Annotated in this window: 20 protein-coding genes; 11 read left to right on the forward strand and 9 right to left on the reverse strand. The window is 43.7% G+C overall.

From position 1 onward, the window contains the following. Nucleotides 1-37 precede the first annotated feature (37 nt). The 3 genes from GTK07_RS06425 to GTK07_RS06435 all read right to left on the reverse strand — a co-directional run bounded on the left by GTK07_RS06425 (nucleotide 38) and on the right by GTK07_RS06435 (nucleotide 3,286). The gene (locus tag GTK07_RS06425) at nucleotides 38-730 is read right to left on the reverse strand and encodes a YiaD family glycine zipper/OmpA-like lipoprotein (RefSeq protein WP_163634203.1); all 693 of its coding nucleotides are present in this window, start codon (nucleotides 728-730) and stop codon (nucleotides 38-40) included. Nucleotides 731-734: 4 nt separating this feature from the next. After that, nucleotides 735-1,220: a lipocalin-like domain-containing protein gene (locus tag GTK07_RS06430; RefSeq protein ID WP_163634205.1), complete on the reverse strand. Its 486-nt coding sequence runs from the start codon at nucleotides 1,218-1,220 to the stop codon at nucleotides 735-737. Nucleotides 1,221-1,309: 89 nt separating this feature from the next. Next, on the reverse strand, nucleotides 1,310-3,286 hold the full coding sequence (locus GTK07_RS06435) for an alpha-ketoacid dehydrogenase subunit alpha/beta (RefSeq protein ID WP_163634207.1): 1,977 nt from the start codon (nucleotides 3,284-3,286) through the stop codon (nucleotides 1,310-1,312). A gap of 110 nt (nucleotides 3,287-3,396) precedes the next feature. Between GTK07_RS06435 and GTK07_RS06440 the strand changes: the two genes are divergently transcribed. From GTK07_RS06440 to GTK07_RS06460, 5 genes are all read left to right on the forward strand, one after another. Beyond that, nucleotides 3,397-4,347, forward strand: a complete 951-nt coding sequence (locus GTK07_RS06440) for an isopenicillin N synthase family dioxygenase (RefSeq protein ID WP_163634209.1) — start codon at nucleotides 3,397-3,399, stop codon at nucleotides 4,345-4,347. 4 nt (nucleotides 4,348-4,351) lie between these two features. Further along, on the forward strand, nucleotides 4,352-4,681 hold the full coding sequence (locus GTK07_RS06445; protein WP_163634211.1) for a translation initiation factor: 330 nt from the start codon (nucleotides 4,352-4,354) through the stop codon (nucleotides 4,679-4,681). Nucleotides 4,682-4,823: 142 nt separating this feature from the next. Further along, on the forward strand, nucleotides 4,824-5,756 hold the full coding sequence (locus GTK07_RS06450) for a DUF1835 domain-containing protein (protein WP_163634213.1): 933 nt from the start codon (nucleotides 4,824-4,826) through the stop codon (nucleotides 5,754-5,756). Between the two features lie 3 nt (nucleotides 5,757-5,759). After that, nucleotides 5,760-6,644 carry a nucleoside phosphorylase gene (locus tag GTK07_RS06455; RefSeq protein ID WP_163634215.1) on the forward strand — a complete coding sequence of 295 codons (885 nt, stop codon included), beginning with the start codon at nucleotides 5,760-5,762 and terminating at the stop codon, nucleotides 6,642-6,644. Nucleotides 6,645-6,715: 71 nt separating this feature from the next. After that, nucleotides 6,716-7,564, forward strand: coding sequence for a substrate-binding domain-containing protein (locus GTK07_RS06460; RefSeq protein ID WP_163634217.1), 849 nt, complete (start codon nucleotides 6,716-6,718; stop codon nucleotides 7,562-7,564). Nucleotides 7,565-7,669: 105 nt separating this feature from the next. Here GTK07_RS06460 and GTK07_RS06465 read toward each other — a convergent pair whose 3' ends face one another. Both GTK07_RS06465 and GTK07_RS06470 read right to left on the reverse strand, forming a co-directional pair. Continuing rightward, nucleotides 7,670-8,335, reverse strand: coding sequence for a uracil-DNA glycosylase (locus GTK07_RS06465; protein ID WP_163634219.1), 666 nt, complete (start codon nucleotides 8,333-8,335; stop codon nucleotides 7,670-7,672). Between the two features lie 9 nt (nucleotides 8,336-8,344). Continuing rightward, the gene (locus GTK07_RS06470; protein ID WP_163633513.1) at nucleotides 8,345-8,494 is read right to left on the reverse strand and encodes a hypothetical protein; all 150 of its coding nucleotides are present in this window, start codon (nucleotides 8,492-8,494) and stop codon (nucleotides 8,345-8,347) included. A gap of 63 nt (nucleotides 8,495-8,557) precedes the next feature. On the opposite strand from GTK07_RS06470, the gene GTK07_RS06475 reads away from it, so the two are divergent. From GTK07_RS06475 to GTK07_RS06495, 5 genes are all read left to right on the forward strand, one after another. Then, nucleotides 8,558-10,729, forward strand: a complete 2,172-nt coding sequence (locus GTK07_RS06475; RefSeq protein ID WP_163634221.1) for an endonuclease MutS2 — start codon at nucleotides 8,558-8,560, stop codon at nucleotides 10,727-10,729. Nucleotides 10,730-10,990: 261 nt separating this feature from the next. Further along, nucleotides 10,991-12,448 carry a Gfo/Idh/MocA family protein gene (locus GTK07_RS06480; protein ID WP_163634223.1) on the forward strand — a complete coding sequence of 486 codons (1,458 nt, stop codon included), beginning with the start codon at nucleotides 10,991-10,993 and terminating at the stop codon, nucleotides 12,446-12,448. A gap of 218 nt (nucleotides 12,449-12,666) precedes the next feature. After that, entirely contained in the window at nucleotides 12,667-13,401 is a 735-nt protein-coding gene (locus tag GTK07_RS06485) for a DUF2268 domain-containing putative Zn-dependent protease (RefSeq protein WP_163634225.1), read from the forward strand. A gap of 191 nt (nucleotides 13,402-13,592) precedes the next feature. Next, on the forward strand, nucleotides 13,593-14,000 hold the full coding sequence (locus GTK07_RS06490; protein WP_163634227.1) for a thiol-disulfide oxidoreductase DCC family protein: 408 nt from the start codon (nucleotides 13,593-13,595) through the stop codon (nucleotides 13,998-14,000). 107 nt (nucleotides 14,001-14,107) lie between these two features. Further along, nucleotides 14,108-16,180: a mucoidy inhibitor MuiA family protein gene (locus GTK07_RS06495; protein WP_163634229.1), complete on the forward strand. Its 2,073-nt coding sequence runs from the start codon at nucleotides 14,108-14,110 to the stop codon at nucleotides 16,178-16,180. A gap of 34 nt (nucleotides 16,181-16,214) precedes the next feature. Here the strand turns inward: GTK07_RS06495 and GTK07_RS06500 are convergent, their stop codons facing one another. The 3 genes from GTK07_RS06500 to aroC all read right to left on the reverse strand — a co-directional run bounded on the left by GTK07_RS06500 (nucleotide 16,215) and on the right by aroC (nucleotide 20,018). After that, nucleotides 16,215-17,387, reverse strand: a complete 1,173-nt coding sequence (locus GTK07_RS06500; RefSeq protein WP_163634231.1) for a flavohemoglobin expression-modulating QEGLA motif protein — start codon at nucleotides 17,385-17,387, stop codon at nucleotides 16,215-16,217. Between the two features lie 195 nt (nucleotides 17,388-17,582). Next, on the reverse strand, nucleotides 17,583-18,896 hold the full coding sequence (locus tag GTK07_RS06505; RefSeq protein ID WP_163634234.1) for a dicarboxylate/amino acid:cation symporter: 1,314 nt from the start codon (nucleotides 18,894-18,896) through the stop codon (nucleotides 17,583-17,585). Between the two features lie 57 nt (nucleotides 18,897-18,953). Then, nucleotides 18,954-20,018, reverse strand: coding sequence for a chorismate synthase (gene aroC / locus GTK07_RS06510; protein WP_163634236.1), 1,065 nt, complete (start codon nucleotides 20,016-20,018; stop codon nucleotides 18,954-18,956). Nucleotides 20,019-20,213: 195 nt separating this feature from the next. On the opposite strand from aroC, the gene GTK07_RS06515 reads away from it, so the two are divergent. Next, nucleotides 20,214-21,131, forward strand: coding sequence for a UDP-2,3-diacylglucosamine diphosphatase (locus GTK07_RS06515; RefSeq protein ID WP_163634238.1), 918 nt, complete (start codon nucleotides 20,214-20,216; stop codon nucleotides 21,129-21,131). On the opposite strand, the gene GTK07_RS06520 is transcribed toward GTK07_RS06515, so the two are convergent. Continuing rightward, the gene (locus GTK07_RS06520) at nucleotides 21,102-24,017 is read right to left on the reverse strand and encodes an FAD-binding and (Fe-S)-binding domain-containing protein (RefSeq protein WP_163634239.1); all 2,916 of its coding nucleotides are present in this window, start codon (nucleotides 24,015-24,017) and stop codon (nucleotides 21,102-21,104) included. The genes GTK07_RS06515 and GTK07_RS06520 overlap by 30 nt on opposite strands. Nucleotides 24,018-24,097: the final 80 nt, after the last annotated feature.

Consider the following 24,097-nt stretch of genomic DNA (forward strand, 5'->3'; position numbering starts at 1 on the left):
ACACCGGGCCTTTTTGGAATATTTAGAAACCGAATTCTTAGTTGTCGGTTTTTTCGTAAGCTTCTTGCTTCAACTCCTCGCTGGCGATGATGGCCAATTCCACACGTCTGTTCTTGGCTTTACCCTCTGCGGTTTCATTACTTTCACGAGGTTGTGTCTCCCCATACCATTTGGTGGTAAACCTGCTACTCGAAACCCCTTTCGAAATCAAATAATTGGTCACGGATTCCGCTCTTTGTTGGGACAACTTCCAGTTGTACTCATCGCTACCTGCGCTGTCAGTATGCCCTTCAACCAAAATGTTGGTCTTAGGATATTCCTTGAAGATGCCGGCCATTTTGTCCAAAGTAGTAGCTGAAGTACCTTTTACATCGGATTTGTTGGTGTCAAAATACACCCCTGCATCTTCGTTGAAGGTAACGTTGATCCCCTCACCAACACGTTGTACTTCCGCGCCTGGAATTTCCTCCTCGATACGCTCGGCCTGTCTGTCCATACGGTTACCGATATAACCACCGGCAGCACCACCCACCACGGCACCGATGATGGCCCCAAGGGCAGTGTTTCCTTTTCCAACGTTGTTACCGATAACACCACCGATAACGGCGCCACTTCCGGCACCGATAACGGCACCTTTTTGGGTATTGTTTGCATTTTTGACCGCATCACAGCTCAGAATAAGGCTCAGGGCCAAAACAGCTGTGGTTCCTTTCAATAATATTTTTTTCATGTGACTATTTTTTTGAGAATTCGTAAACAATGGTAACGGGTTGTCCGTTAACCGAAACGTTGGATTTTAGGGTCATGTTCTGTGGTGTAAGGCTCACAATGTTCAAACGGTAGCCATACCCCCCTGAAATGTCCTTACGTTTATCGTCGATAAACTTGAACTGCAATTGGCTGCTGTAGTTTTGGGAAGGCTCCACAACGGACCATCTGAAAAAGCGATCGCCCCCTTGGCACAAAGTACCTTGACGGATGGTGTACCGACCCGTGCTGTTGTTATCGCGGAAGAACCACTCACTGTCCTCGAAGCAGATGTCCTCTGCATCGTTAAAAATAACGGATTTGAAATTACCCGAATTGTTTTCGTAGTGAACGTTGTCCAGGTTCCAGGTACCGCTAAGTAAGTTTCTTTGATCCCTTGCACTCTTGGACACGGAACATGATGAGATGAAAATTCCCATCATAGCTAAAAGTAGAATTGATTTTTTGATCATAAGATTAAAGTTAATGTTCAATAAAAGATACGAATTGGGGTGCAATAATAGTTGTTATAGAAATGTAAAAATCATTTGATCCTCCTATTTCAATAGGTGTAAAGGTCCAACAAAACTTGTTCAAAACGCTTTTTTGGGAGATAATTTTCTTCCAAGGCCTTGGCAAAGGGTATGGGGGTCTCCAAACTTCCCACCCGCTTTACCGGGGCGTCCAAATATTGGAAACATTCCTCCATCACCATGGCAGAAATATCACTTGCGATACCACCAAATAAAGTGTCTTCCTGTAAAATAATGAGCTTGCCTGTTTTTTTCACCGAAGCGAACACAGCTTCGATATCCAAAGGTTGAAGGGTACGTAAATCTATGAAGTCGGCATCAATTTCAGGATGTTTTTGTAAAGTTTCCAACGCCCAATGTACCCCTGCCCCATAGGTAACAATACTGATGGATTTCCCTTCCTTGACCACATTGGCCTTCCCGAAGGGCAGGGTGTAATAATCGGTCGGTACATCCCCATAAACGCTACGGTACAATCCTTTGTGTTCAAAAAACAGCACAGGATTAGGGTCGTTGATCGCGGTGTTCAACAATCCTTTGGCATCATAGGGCGAGGATGGGTACACTACTCTGAGCCCAGGTGTTTTGGTAAACCACGCCTCATTGGTCTGGGAATGGAAGGGTCCGGCCCCTACTCCGCCCCCGCAGGGCATGCGTACCACAACGTCCGCCTTTTCGCTCCACCGGTAATGCACCTTGGCCAAATAATTCACAATGGGATTGAACCCTGAACTTACAAAGTCGGCAAACTGCATTTCCACTACGGCTTTCATCCCATTGATTGAAAGGCCCATGGCCGCTGAAACAATACCAGATTCGCAAATGGGCGTATTACGGACACGGCTTTTGCCAAACTTGGGTACAAACCCTTCGGTAATCTTGAAGACACCCCCATAATCGGCAATGTCCTGCCCCATGATGATGAGTTCGTTATGGCGATACATGGATTGCTCCAATCCTTCGGATATGGCATCCACAAAGCGGATGTTCTTTGTTTCTGAATTTGGTTTTACTTCTTGATATTGAAACGATTGATAAACATCATTTAATTCTTTGATTTCATCAAATGAAACCGGTGACTCCTCGAAAGCCTTGTCCAGGTTTTCATTGATTTCCTCTGAAATGTCGGCCTTCAACTGCTCTATTTTTTCAGGGGTCAGCACTCCTTCCTCCAAAAGAAAATCTTCGTAGTTGGCGATGGGATCCTTCTTGGCCCATTCCTTCATCAATTTTTCCGGAACATATTTGGTACCACTTGCTTCCTCATGTCCGCGCATTCGGAAGGTTTTGAATTCTACCAGAACTGGTCTCGGTCTTCTTCTAATGGCCTTACACAATTCATCTACCTTGGCGTACACTTCTAAAATATTGTTCCCGTCTATGATTCGGGATTCCATCCCATATCCTTTGGCCCTATCGGCCAAGTTCTCACAATTGTACTGCTCATTGGTGGGCGTGGAAAGTCCGTAACCGTTGTTTTCGATACAGAACAAAACCGGAAGGTTCCAAACCGAAGCCACATTCAAGGCTTCGTGGAAGTCGCCCTCACTGGTGGCTCCTTCGCCGGTAAAAACGGCTGTCACCTTTTTTTTTCTTCGAAGCATATCCGCCAAAGCAATACCATCGGCAACACCCAATTGGGGTCCTAAATGGGAAATCATCCCTACAATTTTGTATTCCTGGGTCCCAAAGTGAAAGCTCCTGTCCCTACCTTGGGTAAACCCGCTTTGCTTGCCTTGCCATTGGGCAAAAAGCCGGTGCAAGGGGATGTTTCGGGAAGTGAAGACGCCCAGATTCCGGTGCATGGGCAAAATATATTCACTCTCCTTCAGGGCCTGGGTAACTCCAACCGAAATAGCTTCTTGTCCAATGCCACTGAACCACTTGGAAATCTTGCCCTGCCGTAACAGGATCAGCATTTTTTCCTCAATCATTCTGGGCTTCAACATCCCAGTGTACAAGTCCAGCAGCCTTTGTTCGTCCAGGTCTCCAATATGATACCTCATAGATAAAAATTCAACGCGTTAAAAGTAGTAAAAAGGCATCCATCTTCCTGCAAATTTCCAAAACGTTCGGCATTATTCATTACTTTTGGCATTATTCCAAAAATGACAACATGAGTGCCATACCCAGTGTAAACCTTGGGGATTTTGTCTCAGGGGACCCAGCCAGAAAGGAAAAATTTGTCAAAGAAATCGGTGCCGCTTTTGAGGATATCGGATTTGTGGCCCTGAGTGGTCATTTTTTGTCCGACGAATTGGTGGACGAACTCTATAAAGAGATCAAAGCGTTCTTCCAATTGCCCCAAGAAGTGAAGGACAAATACGAGATTGAAGGTATTGGGGGACAACGAGGCTATACCTCATTTGGAAAGGAACATGCCAAAGGCAAAAAGGAAGGTGACTTAAAAGAGTTTTGGCATTTTGGGCAATATGTGGAGGACAATCCACGGTTGGAAAAGGAATATCCGGCCAATGTGATGGTAGATGAGCTTCCTGATTTCAACAAGGTTGGAAAGGAAACCTATAAAATGTTGGAAAAGACCGCAAAATACGTGTTAAGGGCCCTTGCCCTTCATTTGGGACTGGAAGAAACCTATTTTGACGAGTACATCAAAAACGGGAATTCCATTTTAAGGCCCATCCACTATCCGCCCATCACTACGGAACCCAAAAATGCTGTTCGCGCTGCAGCACATGGAGACATTAACCTGATCACCTTGCTTATGGGTGCCCATGGAAAAGGGTTGCAGGTGCAAAACCATAAAGGGGAATGGGTAGATGCCATTGCAAGACCGGACCAGTTGATGATCAATGTGGGCGATATGCTTTCGCGATTGTCCAACAATAAATTGAAATCGACCATCCATCAGGTGATAAACCCACCAAGGGAGTTGTGGGGCACGTCCCGCTATTCCATACCGTTCTTTATGCACCCCATAAGTGAAATGCCATTGAACTGTCTGGAAAATTGCATAGATGCCGAGCACCCCAAAGGATTTGAGGATATTACGGCGGGCGAATACCTGCACGAACGATTGATCGAACTTGGATTGATAAAAAAATAAGGATATGGACTTGAAGGATCAACTCAAAAATCTATTCCCTGAGCATGTGCCCCAAGAAGAACCTGATCAAGCAGGCAAAGAACCTTCCTATTGGCTTCAGGACGAACCCATTATCTGCAAATACGAAAAGCGAAAAGGGAAACCAGTGACCATTTTGGAAGGTTACAATGGAGCGGACAGCGACTTTAAGAAATTGGCCAAGGATTTAAAGTCCTATTTGGGCGTTGGAGGCAGTTTTAAAAAGGAAACCATTATCATTCAAGGGGATTACCGCGATAAAATAATGCAGTTCCTAAAGGAAAATGGGTTTTCCGTAAAAAGGGTCGGAGGCTAGGAGGAATCTTCAAAAGGAAATTCCAGATTCCAATCCGATGTTAAAAACATATATTGATTACCAATGTTTTGTGAAAAAATTTTTGTGTTCATCGTTTAAGTCTTACTTTTATTCTTCCTAACCAACGAAAACTAAGCTGAAAATGAAATCACTGTTGCACATTACCAACGGGGACAGTTTTACGTCTAGGCTGCAGTCTTTACAGCTAAAAGGAGACATAATTACTTGGAGGGAAATGCTTTGCGAAGGCAAGACACTCTGCTCCGTAGGAAGCGAATCTTTCTGGAAGACCCGCTTTGAATTTCTCAATAAAAACTACAAGATCAGCAAGTCCTGGTTCGTAGAAAAAACGCTGAAAGAATATCGTTCCCTCTGCAACCACAAACAACAGGACCATATTGTTTTATGGTTCGAGTATGATCTTTTTTGCCAAATTAATATGTTGGCCGTACTAAGTTGGTTGAAAACCCACAGAAGGCACGCCGAGATCTCCTTGGTCTGCAGTGGCAAAGAGGATGAAACCGACAAACTTTATGCCCTGAATGACCTTGGCGATGAAAAATTGCTTCAACTCTACGAAAATAGAACTATTCTATCCCAAGACGATATTGAATATGCTGACTACATTTGGCAATTGTATTGTAGTGACAACCCCATCCGATTGGAAAACCAGATTGCCAACAATGATTTTCAGTTCGAATACCTTTCCGACGCCCTTAAGACACATTTGAAACGTTTCCCTACCATCAAAAACGGATTGAACGATTTGGAAAACCATGTGTTGCAAGTGGCCGCCGAAATGAAACCGAAGTCAAAAGCGGAGTTGATGCATGAATTGCTCACGAACCAAGGATTTTACGGTTTTGGAGATTCACAGTACGAGCGTATCGTGACCACCTTAAAACCACTTTTCAATTCTTTCAGTCCTGTCAAATTGACAAAGAAAGGAATGGAAGTATTGAAACAGGAAACCAATTACTATTCTCAAATACGTGACAATCAGATGTATTTGGGAGGCTCTTTAAAGTATAACTTCTTGTATAATACCGAGACCAACCGTATCCTTAAACTCTAGTTAATGGCCAGTTTGGGCAGCTCAGAGCTTATTCTGAACCCTGATGGCAGTATTTACCATCTAAACCTGCTACCTGAGGATATTTCCCCTATCATCATTACGGTTGGCGACCCTGGACGCGTTTCGCAGGTGTCACAATACTTTGATTCCATAGAAATCCAAAATACCAAAAGGGAATTCGTAACCCACACCGGTTATTATGCCGGTAAACGAATCACTGTCCTTTCAACAGGCATCGGTACGGACAATATCGACATTGTTTTCAACGAACTGGATGCTTTGGCCAATATCGATTTCCAAACACGGCACATCAAGGACAAAAAAACACGACTGAATATTATACGGGTCGGTACATCAGGTTCCATCCAGGCCGACATTCCTGTGGATTCTTTTTTGATGAGCACTTCGGGAATTGGATTTGATGGCCTGCTGCACTTTTATGAATCGGGACATGTAAGAAACCAATCTTTTGAAAAAGCACTCAATGATTATTTGGGCTGGGACAGGCATAATATCCACCCTTATGTGGTTGATGGCGACCCGGAATTGATTGAAATTTTCAGGTCAAATCGTATACGATATGGTATAACAGGAACGAATTCAGGTTTTTATGGTCCACAAGGAAGGTCGCTACGCCTACAGACTAAAATTCCTGATTTCAATGAAAAATTGGCTGAGTTTTCGTATCGAAACCAACATGTCACCAATCTTGAAATGGAGACCGCTGCCATGTACGGACTTGCCAGAATGCTTGGACACAGGGCCATTTCTCTAAATGTGATCCTGGCTAACCGGGCAACCATGGAATTTTCCAAAAAAGGAAGGTTGTCCATAGATGGCTTGATCAAATACACTTTGGATACCATTGCCCAAAATTCACTGGTATAATTTTTTTAAACCCCATTTTGAAAAAATACCAATTGGAATCCTAATTTTAGACCTTAAGTTGAACCATACAAATGAAGAAAGTCAGAATCATTGGAGTACCCGAACATTTTAACCTGCCTTGGCATTTGGCCATGGAAGATGGTGCCTTTGAAGAACGGGGAATAGATTTGGAATGGACGGATGTTCCTGAAGGTACCGGAAAGATGTCGCAGATGCTTCAACAGGGCGAAACCGATCTGGCCATTATTTTGACCGAAGGCATGGTGAAAAGTATTTCGCAGGGCAATCCTTCCAAAATTGTCCAGGTTTTTGTGGCCTCTCCCCTTTTGTGGGGCATACATGTTGCAGCAGGGAGTACAAGAAATTCAATCAAAGATGTTGAGAAGGACAAAGTGGCCATCAGTCGCATGGGCAGTGGCAGCCATTTAATGGCGTATATCAATGCTCAAAACCAAGGTTGGGACACCGAAAATCTTCAATTTGAAATCATCAACAATTTGGATGGCGCCGTGGAAAATCTCAGTGGAGGTTCCAATGCGTATTTTATGTGGGAACATTTTACCACAAAACCGTTGGTGGACAAAGGTATTTTTAAACGTGTTGGGGATTGCCCAACTCCATGGCCTTGCTTTGTTATTGCCGCCACCGATGCCTTCCTAAAAAATAATGCAGGTTTGATGAAACATGTCCTGGATGTCATCAATCTGTATACGGAAGAATTCAAATCGATTCCCAGTATTGATAGAACCTTGGCCAATAGATACGACCAAAAATTGGAGGACATCCAATCCTGGTTGTCCAAAACCCGATGGGGGCAGGATCCACTTCCAAAGGAAACCTTGAACGAAGTGCAGAAAAGACTCTTCGATTTAAAACTTATTGAAGAAGTTAAGGATGTTTCTGAATTCCTTTGGGAATAATGTGGCTTCGACTCCGCTCAATCACCTTTAATGTCGTCTCCGCTCAGCAACTATAATCCAATCATCCAACAATCAAAAATCCAACAATCCAAATATCTGAACCACCTACCAATCAATGGCAGGTTTCCCCATGCGGTGCAACAGTGCATTGGTCTTGCTGAAGTGATTGTTCCCGAACCACAATCCCCTATTAGCGCTTAAGGGAGAGGGATGTCCTGAAGTTAGGATATGATGTTTGGATTTATCGATCAAGGCCGATTTCTTTTTGGCAAACCCGCCCCACAGAAGAAAAACAACCCCGTCCAACTCAGCGGAAACCGTTTTGATCACGGCATCCGTGAAGGTTTCCCAGCCTTTGTTCTGGTGGCTACCCGCTTGGTGGGCCCTTACCGTTAATGTGGCATTCAATAATAACACGCCTTGGTCCGCCCAACGTTCCAAATTACCACTCGTTGGATAAGGCTTGGCCACATCCGTTTTAATTTCCTTAAAAATATTGACCAAGGAAGGTGGATGCGGAATCCCCTCCTTTACCGAAAAGCAAAGTCCATTGGCCTGTCCGGGACCATGATACGGATCTTGTCCAATAATGACCACCTTGGTTTCTTGAAACGGGCAATGATCAAAAGCGGAAAATATATCCTTACCCTTTGGGTAACAGGTATTTTGTTGGTATTCCTGTTTTACAAATTGGATCAATTGTTGAAAATAGGGTTTATCGAATTCAGCATTCAAATATGCCTTCCAACTGGGTTCAATGTTCACGTCCATAGCAGAAACTTACTTCTTTTTGGTCAGTTTATAGATTAAGTATCCAATTCCCGCCACAAAATGCAACAAGATAATCCCAGCAAATATATAGATCAAGGTATGGTCGTTCTTCATATGCTTATCTTTAAGGCGAAGTGGAAAAAGTCCAAAATTAAGCATTGCGTAGCGTTTTGTATGACCACTCCACACAAAATCCTATCTTTGCGCTGCTAGTGAAAAAAGATGCATAATATTCACCCAAAAACACTTCAAGACCTCGAGTTCCCGACGGTATTGCAACAACTTTCTGCCCGATGCAATACAGATTTGGGCAAAGAGCTTGCTTTGGAAATAGCCCCTATTCCAAACCGCGAGGCATTATTGGAAAGTTTGGGCCAGACCTCCGAATATTTAGCCTCCTTTTCCAACGACAACCGCATACCCAATCACGGATTTGATCAAATCAATCCTGAACTGGGACTTTTAAAGATCGAGAACAGCACTCTGGAAATCGCTGGCTTTAGAAAAATTGGAAGCATTTGCAAAACCGTTGGTATCCATCAAAAATTCCTAAAAAAATTCAAGGATTACTATCCCCTTTTATTCGGAAAATCGGAAGCGTTGAAATCCAATTCCATTGTTCCGGAAGCCATTGACCATGTCATTGACAAGTTTGGGGAAATCAAGGACACGGCTTCTGATGAATTACGGAGCATTCGGGTGCAGATCAATGAAGTGCGGGGCAAGATCAACCAAAGTTTCGGGGCGGCTTTAGGTCGTTACCAATCCTTGGACTTTTTGGATGAGATTCGCGAATCAGTGGTGGAAAACCGAAGGGTATTGGCCGTTAAGGCCATGCACCGAAAAAAGGTGAAAGGCACTGTGATGGGAACCTCCAAAACAGGAAGTATTGTATACATTGTTCCCGAAACCACCTTAAGCTATGCCAGGGAACTCAATAACCTGGAGTTTGAAGAGAAGGAAGAAATCCAGCGAATTCTGAACCAATTGACGAACCAAATTCGTCCGTTTGCCGGTTTGCTGAAAGAATATCAAGGGTATTTGACGGATATCGATATAACGGCGGCCAAAGCAAAATATGCCAACGAAATGAACGGTGTACTCCCAGAGTTAAACGAAAACAGGGAGCTCAACCTTCGAGATGCATATCATCCTCTGCTCTTTCTTTCCAACAAACGAAAGCACCAAAAAACCTGGCCACAGACCATAAAATTGCATCCTGAAAACCGCATTATTGTGATTTCAGGACCCAATGCCGGCGGAAAAAGTATTACTTTAAAGACCATTGGCCTGTTGCAGGTGATGCTGCAAAGCGGCATGCTTATTCCCGTGCACGAGCGTAGTTCGGTATGTCTTTTCGATAAAATACTGACGGATATTGGAGACAATCAATCCATTGAAAATCATTTAAGTACATACAGTTATCGACTCAAGAACATGAACTACTTTTTAAAGAAGTGCAATCACGAAACCTTATTCTTGATCGATGAGTTCGGTACTGGGAGTGACCCCGAATTGGGAGGTGCCTTGGCCGAAGCTTTCTTGGAGGTTTTCTACGAACGGGAAGCCTATGGCGTTATCACCACCCATTATGCCAATTTGAAGGCCCTTGCCAACGAACTGCCATACGCAACCAATGCGAACATGCTGTTCAACTCCAAAACCTTGGAACCCACTTTTCAATTGGTTTTGGGTGAAGCAGGAAGTTCGTTCACCTTTGAAGTTGCACAAAAAAATGGAATCCCCTACTCCTTGATAAATAAAGCTAAGAAGAAAATAGAGCGCGGTAAGGTGCGATTCGATGAGACCATTGCCAAATTGCAAAAGGAACGCAGCAAAATGGTAGAAACCGGGACACGCTTGCAGGAAGAAGAAACCAAAGCCCGGGAAGAAGCTGACCGATTGGAACAACTCAATTCCAAGATCAAAAACAAACTGGAGAGCTATCAGGAAATGTACGACCACAACCAGCGGATGATCCAATTGGGGAATAAGGTCAATACGATTTCCGAGCGTTATTTCATCGACAACAAAAAAAGACCCCTTATTTCGGAGTTGCTACGTATTGTGGAAACCGAAAACAGCAAGCGGAAAAAAACTTCTGCCAAAAAGGCCAAGGAAAAGCAGGAACAGCAAAAACAAGTAGCCCAAGAACTGGAGCAGGAGATCAAACAGGTTCGGGTAGAGAAAATCGTTAAAAAGAAAAAGGAAATCCAGGCCGAAAAGAACAAACCTAGACCCGTGTTCAAAATTGGGGACCGCGTCCGTATGATGGACGGAAAGGCTGTCGGCAGCATCGATATCCTGGAAAAAGGCAAGGCTGTGGTCAACTACGGGCTTTTCACCACCAATGTGAGTGTTGACCAATTGGAGTTGGTAGAGGCCAAGAAATAATCCCCGTTGTCATTTCGAAATGAGGAACAACGTGACGATTGAGAAATCTCTCTGTAAGGATTGTCACGATTCCTAACCTTAGGTACAAAATGATAGACATTTCCAGTTTTGGTAAGGCCAAATTGTCTTCCAATTATTACTCAGCAAAGATCAACCGATTGTATCATTCATGAATTTTCACATGATCCTTGAAAAATCGACGAAATTCTAGCTATTATTTTTTTACCTTGTTGTCCAACTTCTAAGACAATCACATAAAAAATGAAAGAAAAACCATCTTCTACCACCAGAAGGAACTTCATTAAAAACACCGCAATGGCCTCCAGTATTTTTATTGTGCCGCGCCATGTACTCGGTGGCCCAGGCTATTTGGCCCCTAGCGACCGCTTGCATTTGGCAGCCATTGGATCGGGCGGTAAGGGCGCAAGCGATATTGCCAATGCCTCGGTAGATGGCCGTGAACGCGTAGTGGCGCTTTGCGATGTCGATTTTTCCGGTTCTGCAAAGCAAACAGTGGAACGTTTTCCAAAAGCCAAACTGTTCAATGATTACCGCGAAATGCTGGATAAAATGAAAGGTATAGACGCGGTTACCATCAGCACCCCGGATCACGTGCACGGACCGGCTGCGGCCTATGCCATGGGACTGGGCAAACATGTGTATGTACAAAAACCTTTGACCCACAACATTCGCGAAGCACGGATATTGACCCAAATGGCCCGCGACAAAAAAGTTGTGACCCAAATGGGAAACCAAGGTGGATCAAACCCCTTGTTGGGCATGGTTCAAAAATGGATAGATTCTGGGGCGTTGGGAAAAATTACCAAAGTGGAAATTTGGACCAATAGACCGGTTTGGCCACAAGGATATGCCATGCCTGCTCCAGACCCGGCAAGCAAGCCAGCTGATCTGGACTGGAACCTTTGGCTGGGTCCAGCACCCATGAAACCCTACACGCCAAACCTTCACCCTTTTAACTGGAGAGGATGGTGGGATTATGGAACAGGTGCACTTGGTGATGTAGGTTGTCACTTGGTTGACATTCCATACAGAACCCTTAAATTGGGATATCCTACTTCTGCAGAATGTAGCGTAGGAACCGTTTTCTCCCAAATGTGGACCCCGGATTACCATCCAGAAGGTTGTCCTGCTTCATCATTCATCACCTTAACCTATGAAGCTACGGAAAAAACAGGATCACCGCTGATAATGACTTGGAGTGATGGTGGTATCCGTCCTTCCCACCCAGAAATCATCCCTGCAGATAGTGATATAGGCGGTCCAGGAAGTTTTAACGGTGTATTGATCCATGGAGAAAACGGGGTAATCTCTACCAACATCAATGATAGTTCACCATTGACCCCCAAATTATATTTGAACGATGGTACCACAGAGTTTGGTCCGGAGGTTGAAGATATGCCAGAACCGGAATACGGACACCAACGCAAATGGGTCGATGCCTGTAAAGCAGGATTTGGAAGTGAGGAACATTTGGGCCTTACCTCCTCATTCGATTACGCTGGACCAATGACAGAAACCGTGCTGATGGGTAACTTGGCCATCCGCAGCTTTATGTTGAGAAGGGAAAATCCTGAAGGCCAAATGGAATTTTACGGTCGTAGAAAACTACTTTGGGATGGGGATAACATGAAAATCACCAACTTTGAGGATGCTAACCAATTTGTGACCCGCACCTATCGTGAAGGTTGGGAAATGTAATCAAGCAATAACTATAATCAACTAAGGGTCGCTAAAAGCGGCCCTTTTTACTTTTATAAAGGGTTATTTCGAAATGAAAAACGAAGTGAAGATTGAAAAATCTGAATTCAGGTTAAAAAAGAAACTGGGATTGGGCAAGGATACGGAATTGAGCAATTTTTTAAATACGTTGTAACATTTTCAATCTTGGGAAGTCTCCAAAGAAAGCATATCATAAAATGAAATCAATCAAAATCGTTATTCTTTGTCTTGGACTTCTATTTATCAACAGTTGTGCTAGTCAAGTGCAGCCAAAAGGTGTCACCATTACTTTTATGGAGGAAAATAAAACATTTTCAAATGAACAAAAGGAGTTGATACAAAATATCATCTCAAATTCCGAAGATGAAGTGCGTACCCTTTTGCCCCAACTACCTGATAGTATTACAGTAACCGTCGAAATTGTGGATTGGGAACTTGATGTGGTCGGTGGGGTCACTGGACGTACAGATACCAATTCCCCACCCTTGGTGGCCATTCAAATCTCGGAGAAATTCCCAGGAGGTGTTACCGCAGCATCCCAAACCGCATTGAAGCATACTATTTTTCATGAGTTCCACCATTTATCCCGAGGTTGGGCCATTCAGGACAACGTTTATGGTCCAGGAATACCCATTGCCGTGGTGAACGAAGGCTTGGCCGTGGTGTTTTCCGAAGAATATACCCATCAGTCCATGAAAGCGGATAGTCCGCCAGAAGCCACGGTTGCGGAGCAATGGACAAAGGAAATCCTGGCGCTTCCGGAAGATGCCAACTATCAGCATTGGATGTTCGAGCATCCTGACGGAAGACAATCCGTAGGATACCGAACCGGAAATTATATCATCCGAAAGGCCATGTCCATTTCAGGTAAAAGTGTTCTCGAATTGAGCAAGGGCACGCCTGATGAAATATGGAAAATGGCCGGCTTTTAGCAAAAACCCAATAAATCCAATACTAGGCTTTCATCCCAATCTGCTTTATCTTTGTAAAGCAAATGTCATTTCGAAATGAGTAGGGCAACGACAATTGAGACATCCCATTTGGATTTCTTGTGGAATTGTTTGCTCGAAATGACGGACACACCAATGATATAAAAGATTCCCATTTTTGGAGGAATAACGGCATGAAAGAAAATAAAAAAATTATCCTGTTCGATGGGGTCTGTAACCTCTGCAACGGTAGCGTACAGTTTGTGATCAAGCGGGACAAAAAAGACATTTTCCGCTATGCGGCAATTCAAAGTGAAATAGGTCGACAATTGATCACTGAACGGCATATTGACACCAGACAAGTGGATTCCATTATCCTGATTGAACCCGGGGTAGCCTATTTTACCAAATCCGATGCCGCGCTGGAAATTGCCGGGGAATTGGGTGGATTGTGGAAAGTGACCTCCATTTTTAAATGGATTCCCAAATCCATCCGCGATGTTATCTACGACTTTGTGGCCCGTAACCGCTACAAATGGTTTGGCAAACAAGAATCGTGCATGATCCCAACCCCCGAGCTAAAGGCCAAGTTTTTGGGTTGACTCACCGAAACCTCCACTTCCCTAACCCGCCAAAACCTTTCACACCATTCCTGATTTTTTGGATGACTGACTATCCATAGGTTTGAGTAACATTAAAATCCAACCCTATGAAAAATGCAGTCTTTCTTTTGTTCTTGGCCCCAGTGGTTTTATGGGCCAGCGTATCCAAAGTACCTTCAAAGATCAAGGAGGTAACCGTATATCTCAGTGGCGCGCAAATTACCCGAACTGCTACATGCGCGCTCCAAGAGGGCTCCAATGAGGTAGTTTTTACCGGACTATCCCATAAAATTGACGAAAGCAGTATCCAGATTTCAGGATTGGGTCCGGTTTCCATCCTTTCCCTAGTGTACAACATCAACTATTTGGAGAAATCGGAAAGAAATCCCAAGGTAAAGGAATGGAAAAACGAAATCATCCGGTTGGAACATGAAATCGCAATGATGAAAAATACCATTGCCGGTCTCGAGGAAGAAGAAAAAGTCATCACCTCCAACCGATTGGTCAATGGGGACCGACAAGTATTGGACCTGGAGCGCATGAAACAGATCGGGGCCTATTACCGCGAACGTACCACGGCCATCAAAAATGAGATTTTCAAGACCAACATTACCATCAACAAACTAAAATTGGAAGTAAGCGACCTACAACACCAACTAGCTGAAGTGAACAACGCTCCAGACGAGCCCCAGGGCGAAATCACCATCACTTTTGATGCCCCTATTGCCACCAACTTGAACGCCACGCTCACTTATTTGGTAAGGGATGCGGGATGGGTGCCCAATTACGATATCAAATCTACCGGATTGAACGCTCCATTGAATTTGGCCTATAAGGCCAACGTGTACCAAAAAACAGGTCAGGACTGGAACAATGTACATTTGGTACTTTCTACAGGCAACCCCAATTATAATATTGCCAAGCCCAACTTGGAGGCCAAGTATCTCAACTTTGTATCCTCCTATCAAAAGCGATATGCCCCCTCCGTGAAGAAAAAAGGATATGCCTTTAACCCGAATGTCAAAAAGGTGGTAGGTACCATTACCGACGAAAGTGGACAGCCTCTTCCCGGTGTCAATATCATCATTAAAGGTACCAATAAGGGAACCCAATCCGATTTTGATGGGAACTATGCCATCGATGTGGCACAGGGCCAAGAGTTGGTGTATTCCTATATTGGGATGCATCAACAGGAACTGCCCATCTATTCTTCCATAATGAATGTTCGGATGGAGGAGAATGTAAAGTTATTAGAAGAAGTGGTGGTTACTGGCTACTCAACTGCTGCCGTAACTTCAATATCTCCTGAAAATATTCTTCAAGGCAAAGCTGCAGGAGTTCAAATTAGAGGTACAAACTCCATGAGATCAACTTCCAATCCCATCGAAGTACAAGAACCTTTATACATTGTGGATGGAATCCCAATGGACGGCTTTTCAGAAGGTGATCTGGACGAAAACGAGATTCAGGATATAGAAGTAGTGAAGGGAGCCAATGCTACAGCCATTTATGGTAGTAAGGGTGTAAATGGGGTCGTAGTGATCACCACTAAAAAGAGCCATTTACAAGAAGGGGCCACCAAAACGGAATTTGCCATAAAAAAACCATATACCATTGCCTCGGATGGAGACATCACCGCCATTGAGATCAATACCTTTAAAATGGCCGCTACCTATGAGTATTTTTCGGCTCCCATCATCAACGAAAATGTATTTTTGACAGCCCATTTCACCGATTGGGAGAAACATCAATTGTTGCCAGGGGAAGCAAACGTCTATTTTGAAGGCACCTATGCAGGGAAAACGGTCATCGACCCCTACACCACCCAAAAAGAAATGATCCTATCCTTGGGCATTGATAACAATGTGACCGTTACCAGGCAGCAAGAGCGCGGTTTTAAAAGTAAATCTTTTGCGGGAAGCAACAGGATTTTGGACCGTACCTACACTTTGGAGGTCAAAAACAATAAAAATGTAGCCATCAACTTGAAGCTCATGGACAGAATCCCAATTTCCCAAAACAAGGAAATCAAGGTGGAGGATATTGTCACAAACCATGCAGAGTATGATGATAAAAAGGGATTGTTGGCCTGGGAATTGAAATTACCTGCCAAGCAATCGCAAAAAGAAAGCTTTTCCTTTCAGGTTAAATATCCAAAAGGAAGGTATATTTCCCTTTGATAAATATAGAATAGTACCGAGAATCGGTCCTATTCTATTTAAGGTTATTCAGGATGAAATCCAAGGTCTTGTTCGTGTTCAATTTGGCGTTGAACGAATAGCTTTGGTGGGTAATCGGCTGGGCCAAGCCCAAACTTTTGAGATATTTGATAGTTTCCTCATAATCCAAGGACACTTTCCCAATGAGCATATTGTCCATGCCCTCTTCCCTTTGGTAGCGTTTGTAAATTTTCCGTAGACCGCTCAAATACAAACGATCCTTGGTAAAACCACCACCTCGGTGGGCCCGGAGTGTAATGGTGAAAGCCTCATCCCTATTGAGTTTGTATTGTCCATAGATCAAATCAAAGGTATCGGCAAAGGAATAACCCTTGATCAAACTGTCGGTAGCCAACACACGGTATGCCAATTCCTTCAATCGTTTTAAGGTAAGGGCACCACCCATGTACTCGCTAAAGACGGCCAAGCCTTCTTGGGTCTCCACATTTTTGGGCAATCCGTTGGAAAAAATCTTCAATGGTTGCAGCAAACCGTTATAGGTAGTTACCAAATGCACCCCAATTTCATGATTGGCCAGCGTTAGCAATTGGTTTTTACTGAACTTGTTGTTTTTCTTGATCAACAGTGATTGTGTACTGTTGCTTACCATGGCCTCCGCTGCAATATGGGTTGAAAATTTAATGTTCAACGGAAAATCATATTGTTTCACGAAGTCTTCAAAATAATGCTTGGCCTCTTCCGCGGAAAAAACCTTTTCCATTTCCGTTGAAGTGGGTTCATCCGCAAAATGAAGGATGAAGCGAGCATTCTGAACATCTTTTTCGGTTGGTGTACCGTACACCCGAAGGGAATTATAGTAAAAGTTCTTGCCCTTACCGATGGTTTCGATGCACTGTACCATGTTGGAATAGTAATAGATCACCTCCTGGTACAACTTACGGATTCGGTCATCCTGAATACGCTCCAATCGTTGTGAAAAGAACAATCGATGCAATTCGTAAGAATCAAATTTTAGCTTGGGATATTTAAAATCTGGCTCAACCGTATATTTGGATGCAAAGAATCGATTCTTCTCTTTTTCAATATTTATCGGGTTGATGTAGCTCAACAGCTCGATCTTGCTCACCAGACGGTCCAAATCGGCATCTATCTCGAACAATTCTGCATACTCCTTTACTAATTCGTGCTTTTCCTTTTCCCCGATCATACATTTTCAATTTCGTGGGCATGTACCATTTTGGGAATCCCGACCTTTAACTGCTTATGAACCAAGCGTACCATTGCTGAAAATATGATAGTGGTACGTTACTCACAGCGAATCTTTGAGATTTCCGTCGCCAAAACTACTATTTTCCTGAAATTATTGGGAATGTCTTTTTAAAAAGCTATTCGTGGTTTCTGTTTAGCTGGTTTCGTCCCTGTGGTAGTTATCGTCCCAATGCCTTGCTTTGGGTTCTCCCAGTTTTCCCACCGATTTGGCCACAACCATGGATACGGTGGCATCACCGGTTACATTGACAACGGTACGGCACATATCCAACGGCCTATCCACCGCAAAAATGAGTGCCAATCCTGCTTCAGGTATGCCCGCTTGCGCCAAAACGATCACCAACATGACCATTCCGGCACCGGGTACCGCAGCACTACCGATAGAAGCCAATGTAGCCGTCACAATGATTCCCAATTGTGCGGAAAGACTCAAATCCATACCAAAAGCCTGGGCAATGAAAACAGCTGCCACGGCTTGATACAGACTGGTTCCATCCATATTAATGGTAGCGCCAATGGGTAACACAAAGCTGGTTACTTCCTCTTCAACCCCCAAATGCTCTTCTACCCTTTCCATGGTCACGGGCAAGGTTGCCGCACTGGAACTTGTGGAAAAGGCCAACAACTGTGCAGGAGATATTCCTTTTAAAAAGAAAGACGGGGTTTTCTTGGTAAATATCCAAACTATCAAAAAGTAGACATTGATCATCAAGATCAATCCCAGTACCACACAGAAGGCGTACCAGGCCAACGCCTTGAAAAGGTCCATACTTGGCGATTCGACCACCAAGGCCGCCAACAAGGCAAAAACACCATAGGGAGCGGCCAGCATGATGATATCAATAAGCTTTAAAATCACCTCGTTGAACCCGTCAAAAAACTTCTTGACTGGTGTGGCCTGTTCCTCGGGGATCAAAATAAGACCTATACCGAAAAAAATGGCGAAGAAGATGACCTGGAGCATGTTGCCATTGTCACTTGCCGCTTTAAAAATATTACTTGGAACCAAATCCTCGAGTGCCTGCAATGGCCCTGCTTCTTTTTGCTTATCTGCTTTGGATTTGATGGAATCCGCATCGCCCTTGTAATTTTCCACCAATTCATTTCTGGTATCCTCTGTAATGGAATTACCTGGTTTTACAATGTTCACGACCATCAATCCAATGGAAACGGCAATTACCGTGGTAAGGATGTAGATACCAATGGTCCTACCACCCATTTTGGAGAGTTTGGAAATATCCTTTAGATCGGAAACCCCTTTGATCAAGGATGCCAAAATCAAAGGAACCGCAATAAGTTTTAAGGAGTTGATAAAAATATTACCAAAAGGCTTGATCCAATCCGCGACCAGTTTAGGGCCCCATTCAAATTGTACCATTAAAAGCGCGAACAATACACCCATGGCCATACCAATAAGGATACGCCAGTGTAATTCCAATTTCTTCATAAGATGGTTTTAATGGCAGTAAGATACTTTTTTGCTAGGAAACCACCTAACGCCAACTTAGATTTTGTTGGTGCGCGCCAAAAGGGTAAAGTCCGCCAAGACCAGTGCTGCCATAGCTTCCACGATGGGGACGGCCCTAGGTACCACACAGGGATCATGCCTACCCTTGCCTTGGGCTGTTACTTTTTCCCCTTCATTATTGATGGTTTCGTAAGCCTGTAAAACGGTGGCCACGGGTTTAAAGGCCACGTTGAAATAAATGTCCATACCATTGCTGATCCCGCCCTGCACACCACCACTTCGGTTGGTTTGGGTAGTACCATCAGTATTATAGGCGTCATTGTGTTGGCTGCCTTTCATGGCTACGCCGGCAAAGCCACTTCCATATTCAAAACCCTTTACGGCATTGATGGACAACATAGCCTCACCCAATCGAGCATGGAGCTTATCAAAAACAGGCTCTCCTAAACCAATCGGTACATTTTGAATCACACAGGTCACCACTCCACCAATGGTATCCCCTTCTTTTTTAATGGCCTTGATGTAATCTTCCATTTTTTGCGCCATTTCGGTATCCGGGCAACGGACCGCATTGGATTCGATATTAGAGAAATCCAACTCTTGGTAGGGTTTATCCAATTTCAGGTCGCCAACCTGGGAAACAAACGCGTTGATCTTGATGTCCTTCAAGAATTGTTTGGCAACGGCACCCGCCACTACCCTACTTGCCGTTTCACGTGCGGAACTACGCCCTCCACCACGATAATCCCTAAACCCATATTTTTGATCGTATACATAATCCGCATGCGACGGCCGGTAAGAATCTTTGATATGGGAATAGTCATGGGATTTTTGATTGGTATTGTGAATGGCAAATCCGATCGGCGTTCCCGTTGTCTTTCCTTCAAAAAGTCCGGAATAAAATTCAACTGTATCAGGTTCCTTTCTTTGGGTTACAATGGCGGACTGCCCTGGTTTTCTGCGATCCAATTCCTGTTGAATGAAATCCAGGTCAATTTCCAACCCAGCCGGACAACCATCGATCACACCTCCCAAAGCCTTTCCATGAGATTCACCAAAGGTGGTGAGCCTAAAAAGCTGTCCAAAAGAATTTCCTGCCATTCGGTATAAAAATTTTGATGTCTTCAAAGGTAGACGTTATAACGCAAACTATAAAACACATGAACCACTTAATGTTATTGTAACATAATGGATTAGGCGATGATGATTTTTTAACAATAATGTCATGTATTAATGATTTCAAATTGATTTTCAATTTATGCCTACCAGTTTATTTTGCATTTAAACCCTATACGATTGAAAAAAAGGAAGATAGAACTGGCCGTCATTTCGGATGTGCATTTGGGAACCTATGGTTGCCACGCGGATGAACTGATCGCCTATCTCAATAGCATACAGCCCAAAAAGCTGATTTTAAACGGGGACATTATCGATATTTGGCAATTTAACAAACGATATTTTCCTCCCTCCCATTTAAAGGTTTTACGCAAGATCATTGGCATGGCTTCCAAGGGCACAGAGGTTTACTATATCACTGGAAATCACGATGAAATGCTCCGTAAGTTCAGTGACACTTCAATGGGAAATTTCAAGATCATGAATAAATTGGTTTTGAACCTTGATGGCAAAAAAGCCTGGATTTTTCATGGCGATGTGTTCGATGTTTCCATCCAGAACGCCAAATGGTTGGCCAAGTTAGGTGGGTACGGTTATGACCTTCTTATCTTGATCAATAGCTTTGTGAATTGGTGTTTGGTAAAAATGGGACGCGAAAAATATTCCCTGTCCAAACGTATTAAGAACGGTGTTAAAAGCGCCATTAAGTACATCAACAACTTTGAAAAAACGGCAGCTGAGTTGGCCATAGAAAATGAATATGACTACGTGATCTGTGGACACATCCATCAACCCAAAAAAGAGGTGTACGAGAACAAGAACGGTAGTTGTATCTACCTCAATTCAGGGGATTGGGTAGAAAATCTTACCGCTTTGGAATATTCCTTCAAACGTTGGAAAATCTATCATTACAACCACGATAAACTATCCCCTTTCTTTGTGGACGAGGATTTGAAGGAAATGGACATGAACGAACTTATCGCTTCCATTACCGATAAGGATGTGCATATTGAGGACATCACCAAGGATTTTTTCGGTGAAGAAGAGGAAAACATGAAACCCAAAAGTCTAGACGACCAAAGCTTTTCTCAAGATTGAGACAGGATGTTCCGCTTCTCTTTCAGTACCATCCTTGATCTGATGCCTGCAACTGGTCCCGTTGGCAGCAATGATCACATCCCGGTCACTTTTATTGATTGCAGGGAACAATTTCAGCCCTCCCACCTTCATACTGGTCTCGTAATGCTCTTTTTCGTACCCGAAAGAACCTGCCATTCCGCAACAACCTGAAGCAATGATCGAAACCTTATAGTTTTTAGGTAAGTTGAGTACATCAAAGGTCACCTTTTGGTTGCTCAATGCCTTCTGATGGCAATGGTTATGTATTTTGATGGTGCGTTCCTCTTCCGTAAAGCTATCGGAGGTAATATACCCCGCCGCTATCTCGGAAGCCAAGAATTCTTCGATCAAAAACGATTTGCCTGCTAATTTGTCCAATGCCTCTTTATCCTCATGTAACCGTTGGTATTCATCCCTAAAAGAAAGGATTGCAGAAGGCTCCAATCCCACAATCATAACATTTTCATCAAGAAAGGGTCGTAGCTTTTCCATGTTCTTGGCCACCAATTCCTTCGCCTGTTTCAAAAAACCTTTAGACAGGTAGGTCCTGCCGCTTTCCGCATAGAAAAGTTGTACATCATACCCCAAAGTACAAAGTAGTTCAATGGCGTCTTTGCCCACCTCTATATCCAAATATTTGACAAACTCATCCAAATAGAGTACCACACGCTTTTTGGAAAGATCTGTCCGTTTGGAGCGGTATTCTTCAAGATGTTTATCAAAATTAAAACGGTGCACGTTGGGCAAATGGCGTTCCTGAGCCACCCCCGAGATTTTTTTCAGCAGTCCTCCCAACGATTTTGACCTGTAAACAGCATTGGTAAGCCCTGGGATTTTACTTCCCAAGGCATTGAGTCGTGTATTGTGTGCGAACAGTTTGCTTCGTAACGGATAGCCATTCGCTTCTTGATAATGATATAGAAACTCTGCTTTCAGCGTAGCGATGTCCACATTACTAGGGCATTCACTAGCGCATGCCTTGCAGCTCAAGCACAGATCGAAGGCCTGTTTAACCTCTTTATGGTCAAACCGATTGGTTTTTTCGGAATGGGTCAAAAACTCCCGCAAGGTATTTGCCCTACCGCGAGTGGTGTCTTTCTCATTTTTAGTCGCCTGGTAACTTGGGCACATGCCTCCGCTCATATGGTGGCTCTTCCTGCAATCGCCGCTCCCGTTACATTTTTCCGTAGCCCTCAATATGCCTTCACTATCCGTGAAGTCCATCAAGGTATTTATCTTGGGTTCTTCCCTGTCAATTTGATAGCGAAGGGACTCGTCCATAGGATAGGCATCCACTATTTTACCCGGATTGAAGATCAGGTTCGGGTCAAAAAGGGATTTTACCCGCTTCAACAGTTCGTAATTCTGTTCCCCGATCATCAATGGGATGAATTCGGCCCTTACGATGCCATCCCCATGCTCCCCGCTAAAACTGCCGTGGTATTTTTTGGTCAGTTTGGCCACATCTGTGGTGATGGAACGGAACAATACCACATCTCCAGATTTTTTTAAGTTGAGAATGGGCCTTAAATGCAACTCACCTGCACCTGCATGTGCATAATACACGGCGTCTTGGCCATATTCTTCCATGATCTTGGAAAACTCACCGATGAAATCCTTCAGGTCTTCCAAAGCAACAGCCGTATCTTCAATACAGGCCACGGCCTTTCTATCGCCGACCATGTTGCCCAGCAATCCTAGTCCTGCCTTACGAAGTTCTACCGCTTTGTTGATGTCGTCTCCGTACAATACCGGACTGGCATAACTCAACCCTGATTTTTCAATGGTTTTTAGAAGCCCGTAAAGTTGTTTTTGTAAGTCCCCTTCGGAATGTGATCGAACTTCCAACATCAGAATACCGGCTGGATCTCCTTCAACAAAAAAACGATTGACCAACTGCGCCCTGTTGTTTTTGGTGCAATCCAGGATTACTTTGTCCATCATCTCGCAGGTGTGCAGATTGTGCCCCATTACGGGTGCAACATCCTTCAAACAATCCTCCAAAGTTTTGTAATGCGTGGCCACCATAGCGGAATAAGCTGGTGGCAAGTCGTTCAATTGCAAAGTAATCTCTGTGGTGAAAGCCAAGGTCCCCTCACTTCCCGATAATAATTTACACAGGTTAAAATCGGCCTCATAATCCCCGAACAAATTATTATTGAGGAGCTCGTCCACGGCATATCCTGTATTTCTTCTATGGATGCTTGGCTTGGGGAATTCCTTTCGAATGTTTTCCTGAGTATTTGGATTGGAAAGTTCTTCAAAAAGGGTTTTGTATATTTTGGCTTCCAAGGTATTACCCTGTTTCTTCTCTTCAAATTCCTCTTTTGAAATAGAAGTGAAAAAGGCCTCGCTCCCATCTGCCAAAATACAGTTCATGGAAACCACCTTGTCACGGGTCACCCCATACTGAATAGAAGTTGTTCCAGAGGAATTGTTCCCCACCATGCCTCCTATCATACATCGGTTGGAGGTAGAGGTATTGGGGCCAAAAAAGAGACCAAAAGGTTTTAAATATAGGTTAAGCTCATCCCGAACCACTCCTGGTTGAACGGTAATCTGCTTTTTATCCTTGTCAAGCGCTAGAATCTTGGTAAATTCCCGACTTACATCTACCACTAGGCCATCCCCGACACATTGCCCTGCCAACGATGTTCCCGCCGTTCTCGGAATCAACCCAATTTTATGTTCATTGGCAAAACCTATCAGTTTTTTAATGTCTTCCTTGTTCTTGGGATAGCAGACACCCAAGGGCAATTTGCGATAAACAGAGGCATCTGTGGCATAAAGAGCCCTGTTCAGATCATCCATCAACAGTTCTCCTGCAAGACTGTTCGCAAGCTGGTTTAACAAATTTTTATTCAATTTGGAATACTTTTTGGGAACCAAAATGGTTTTTGTAACGTAAATCTATGACAAAACTATCTCTAATTTTTAACTTAAAA

Origin of the sequence: Flagellimonas sediminis, from assembly GCF_010500845.1 — a bacterium.
GTDB classification, from domain to species: Bacteria; Bacteroidota; Bacteroidia; order Flavobacteriales; family Flavobacteriaceae; genus Flagellimonas; species Flagellimonas sediminis.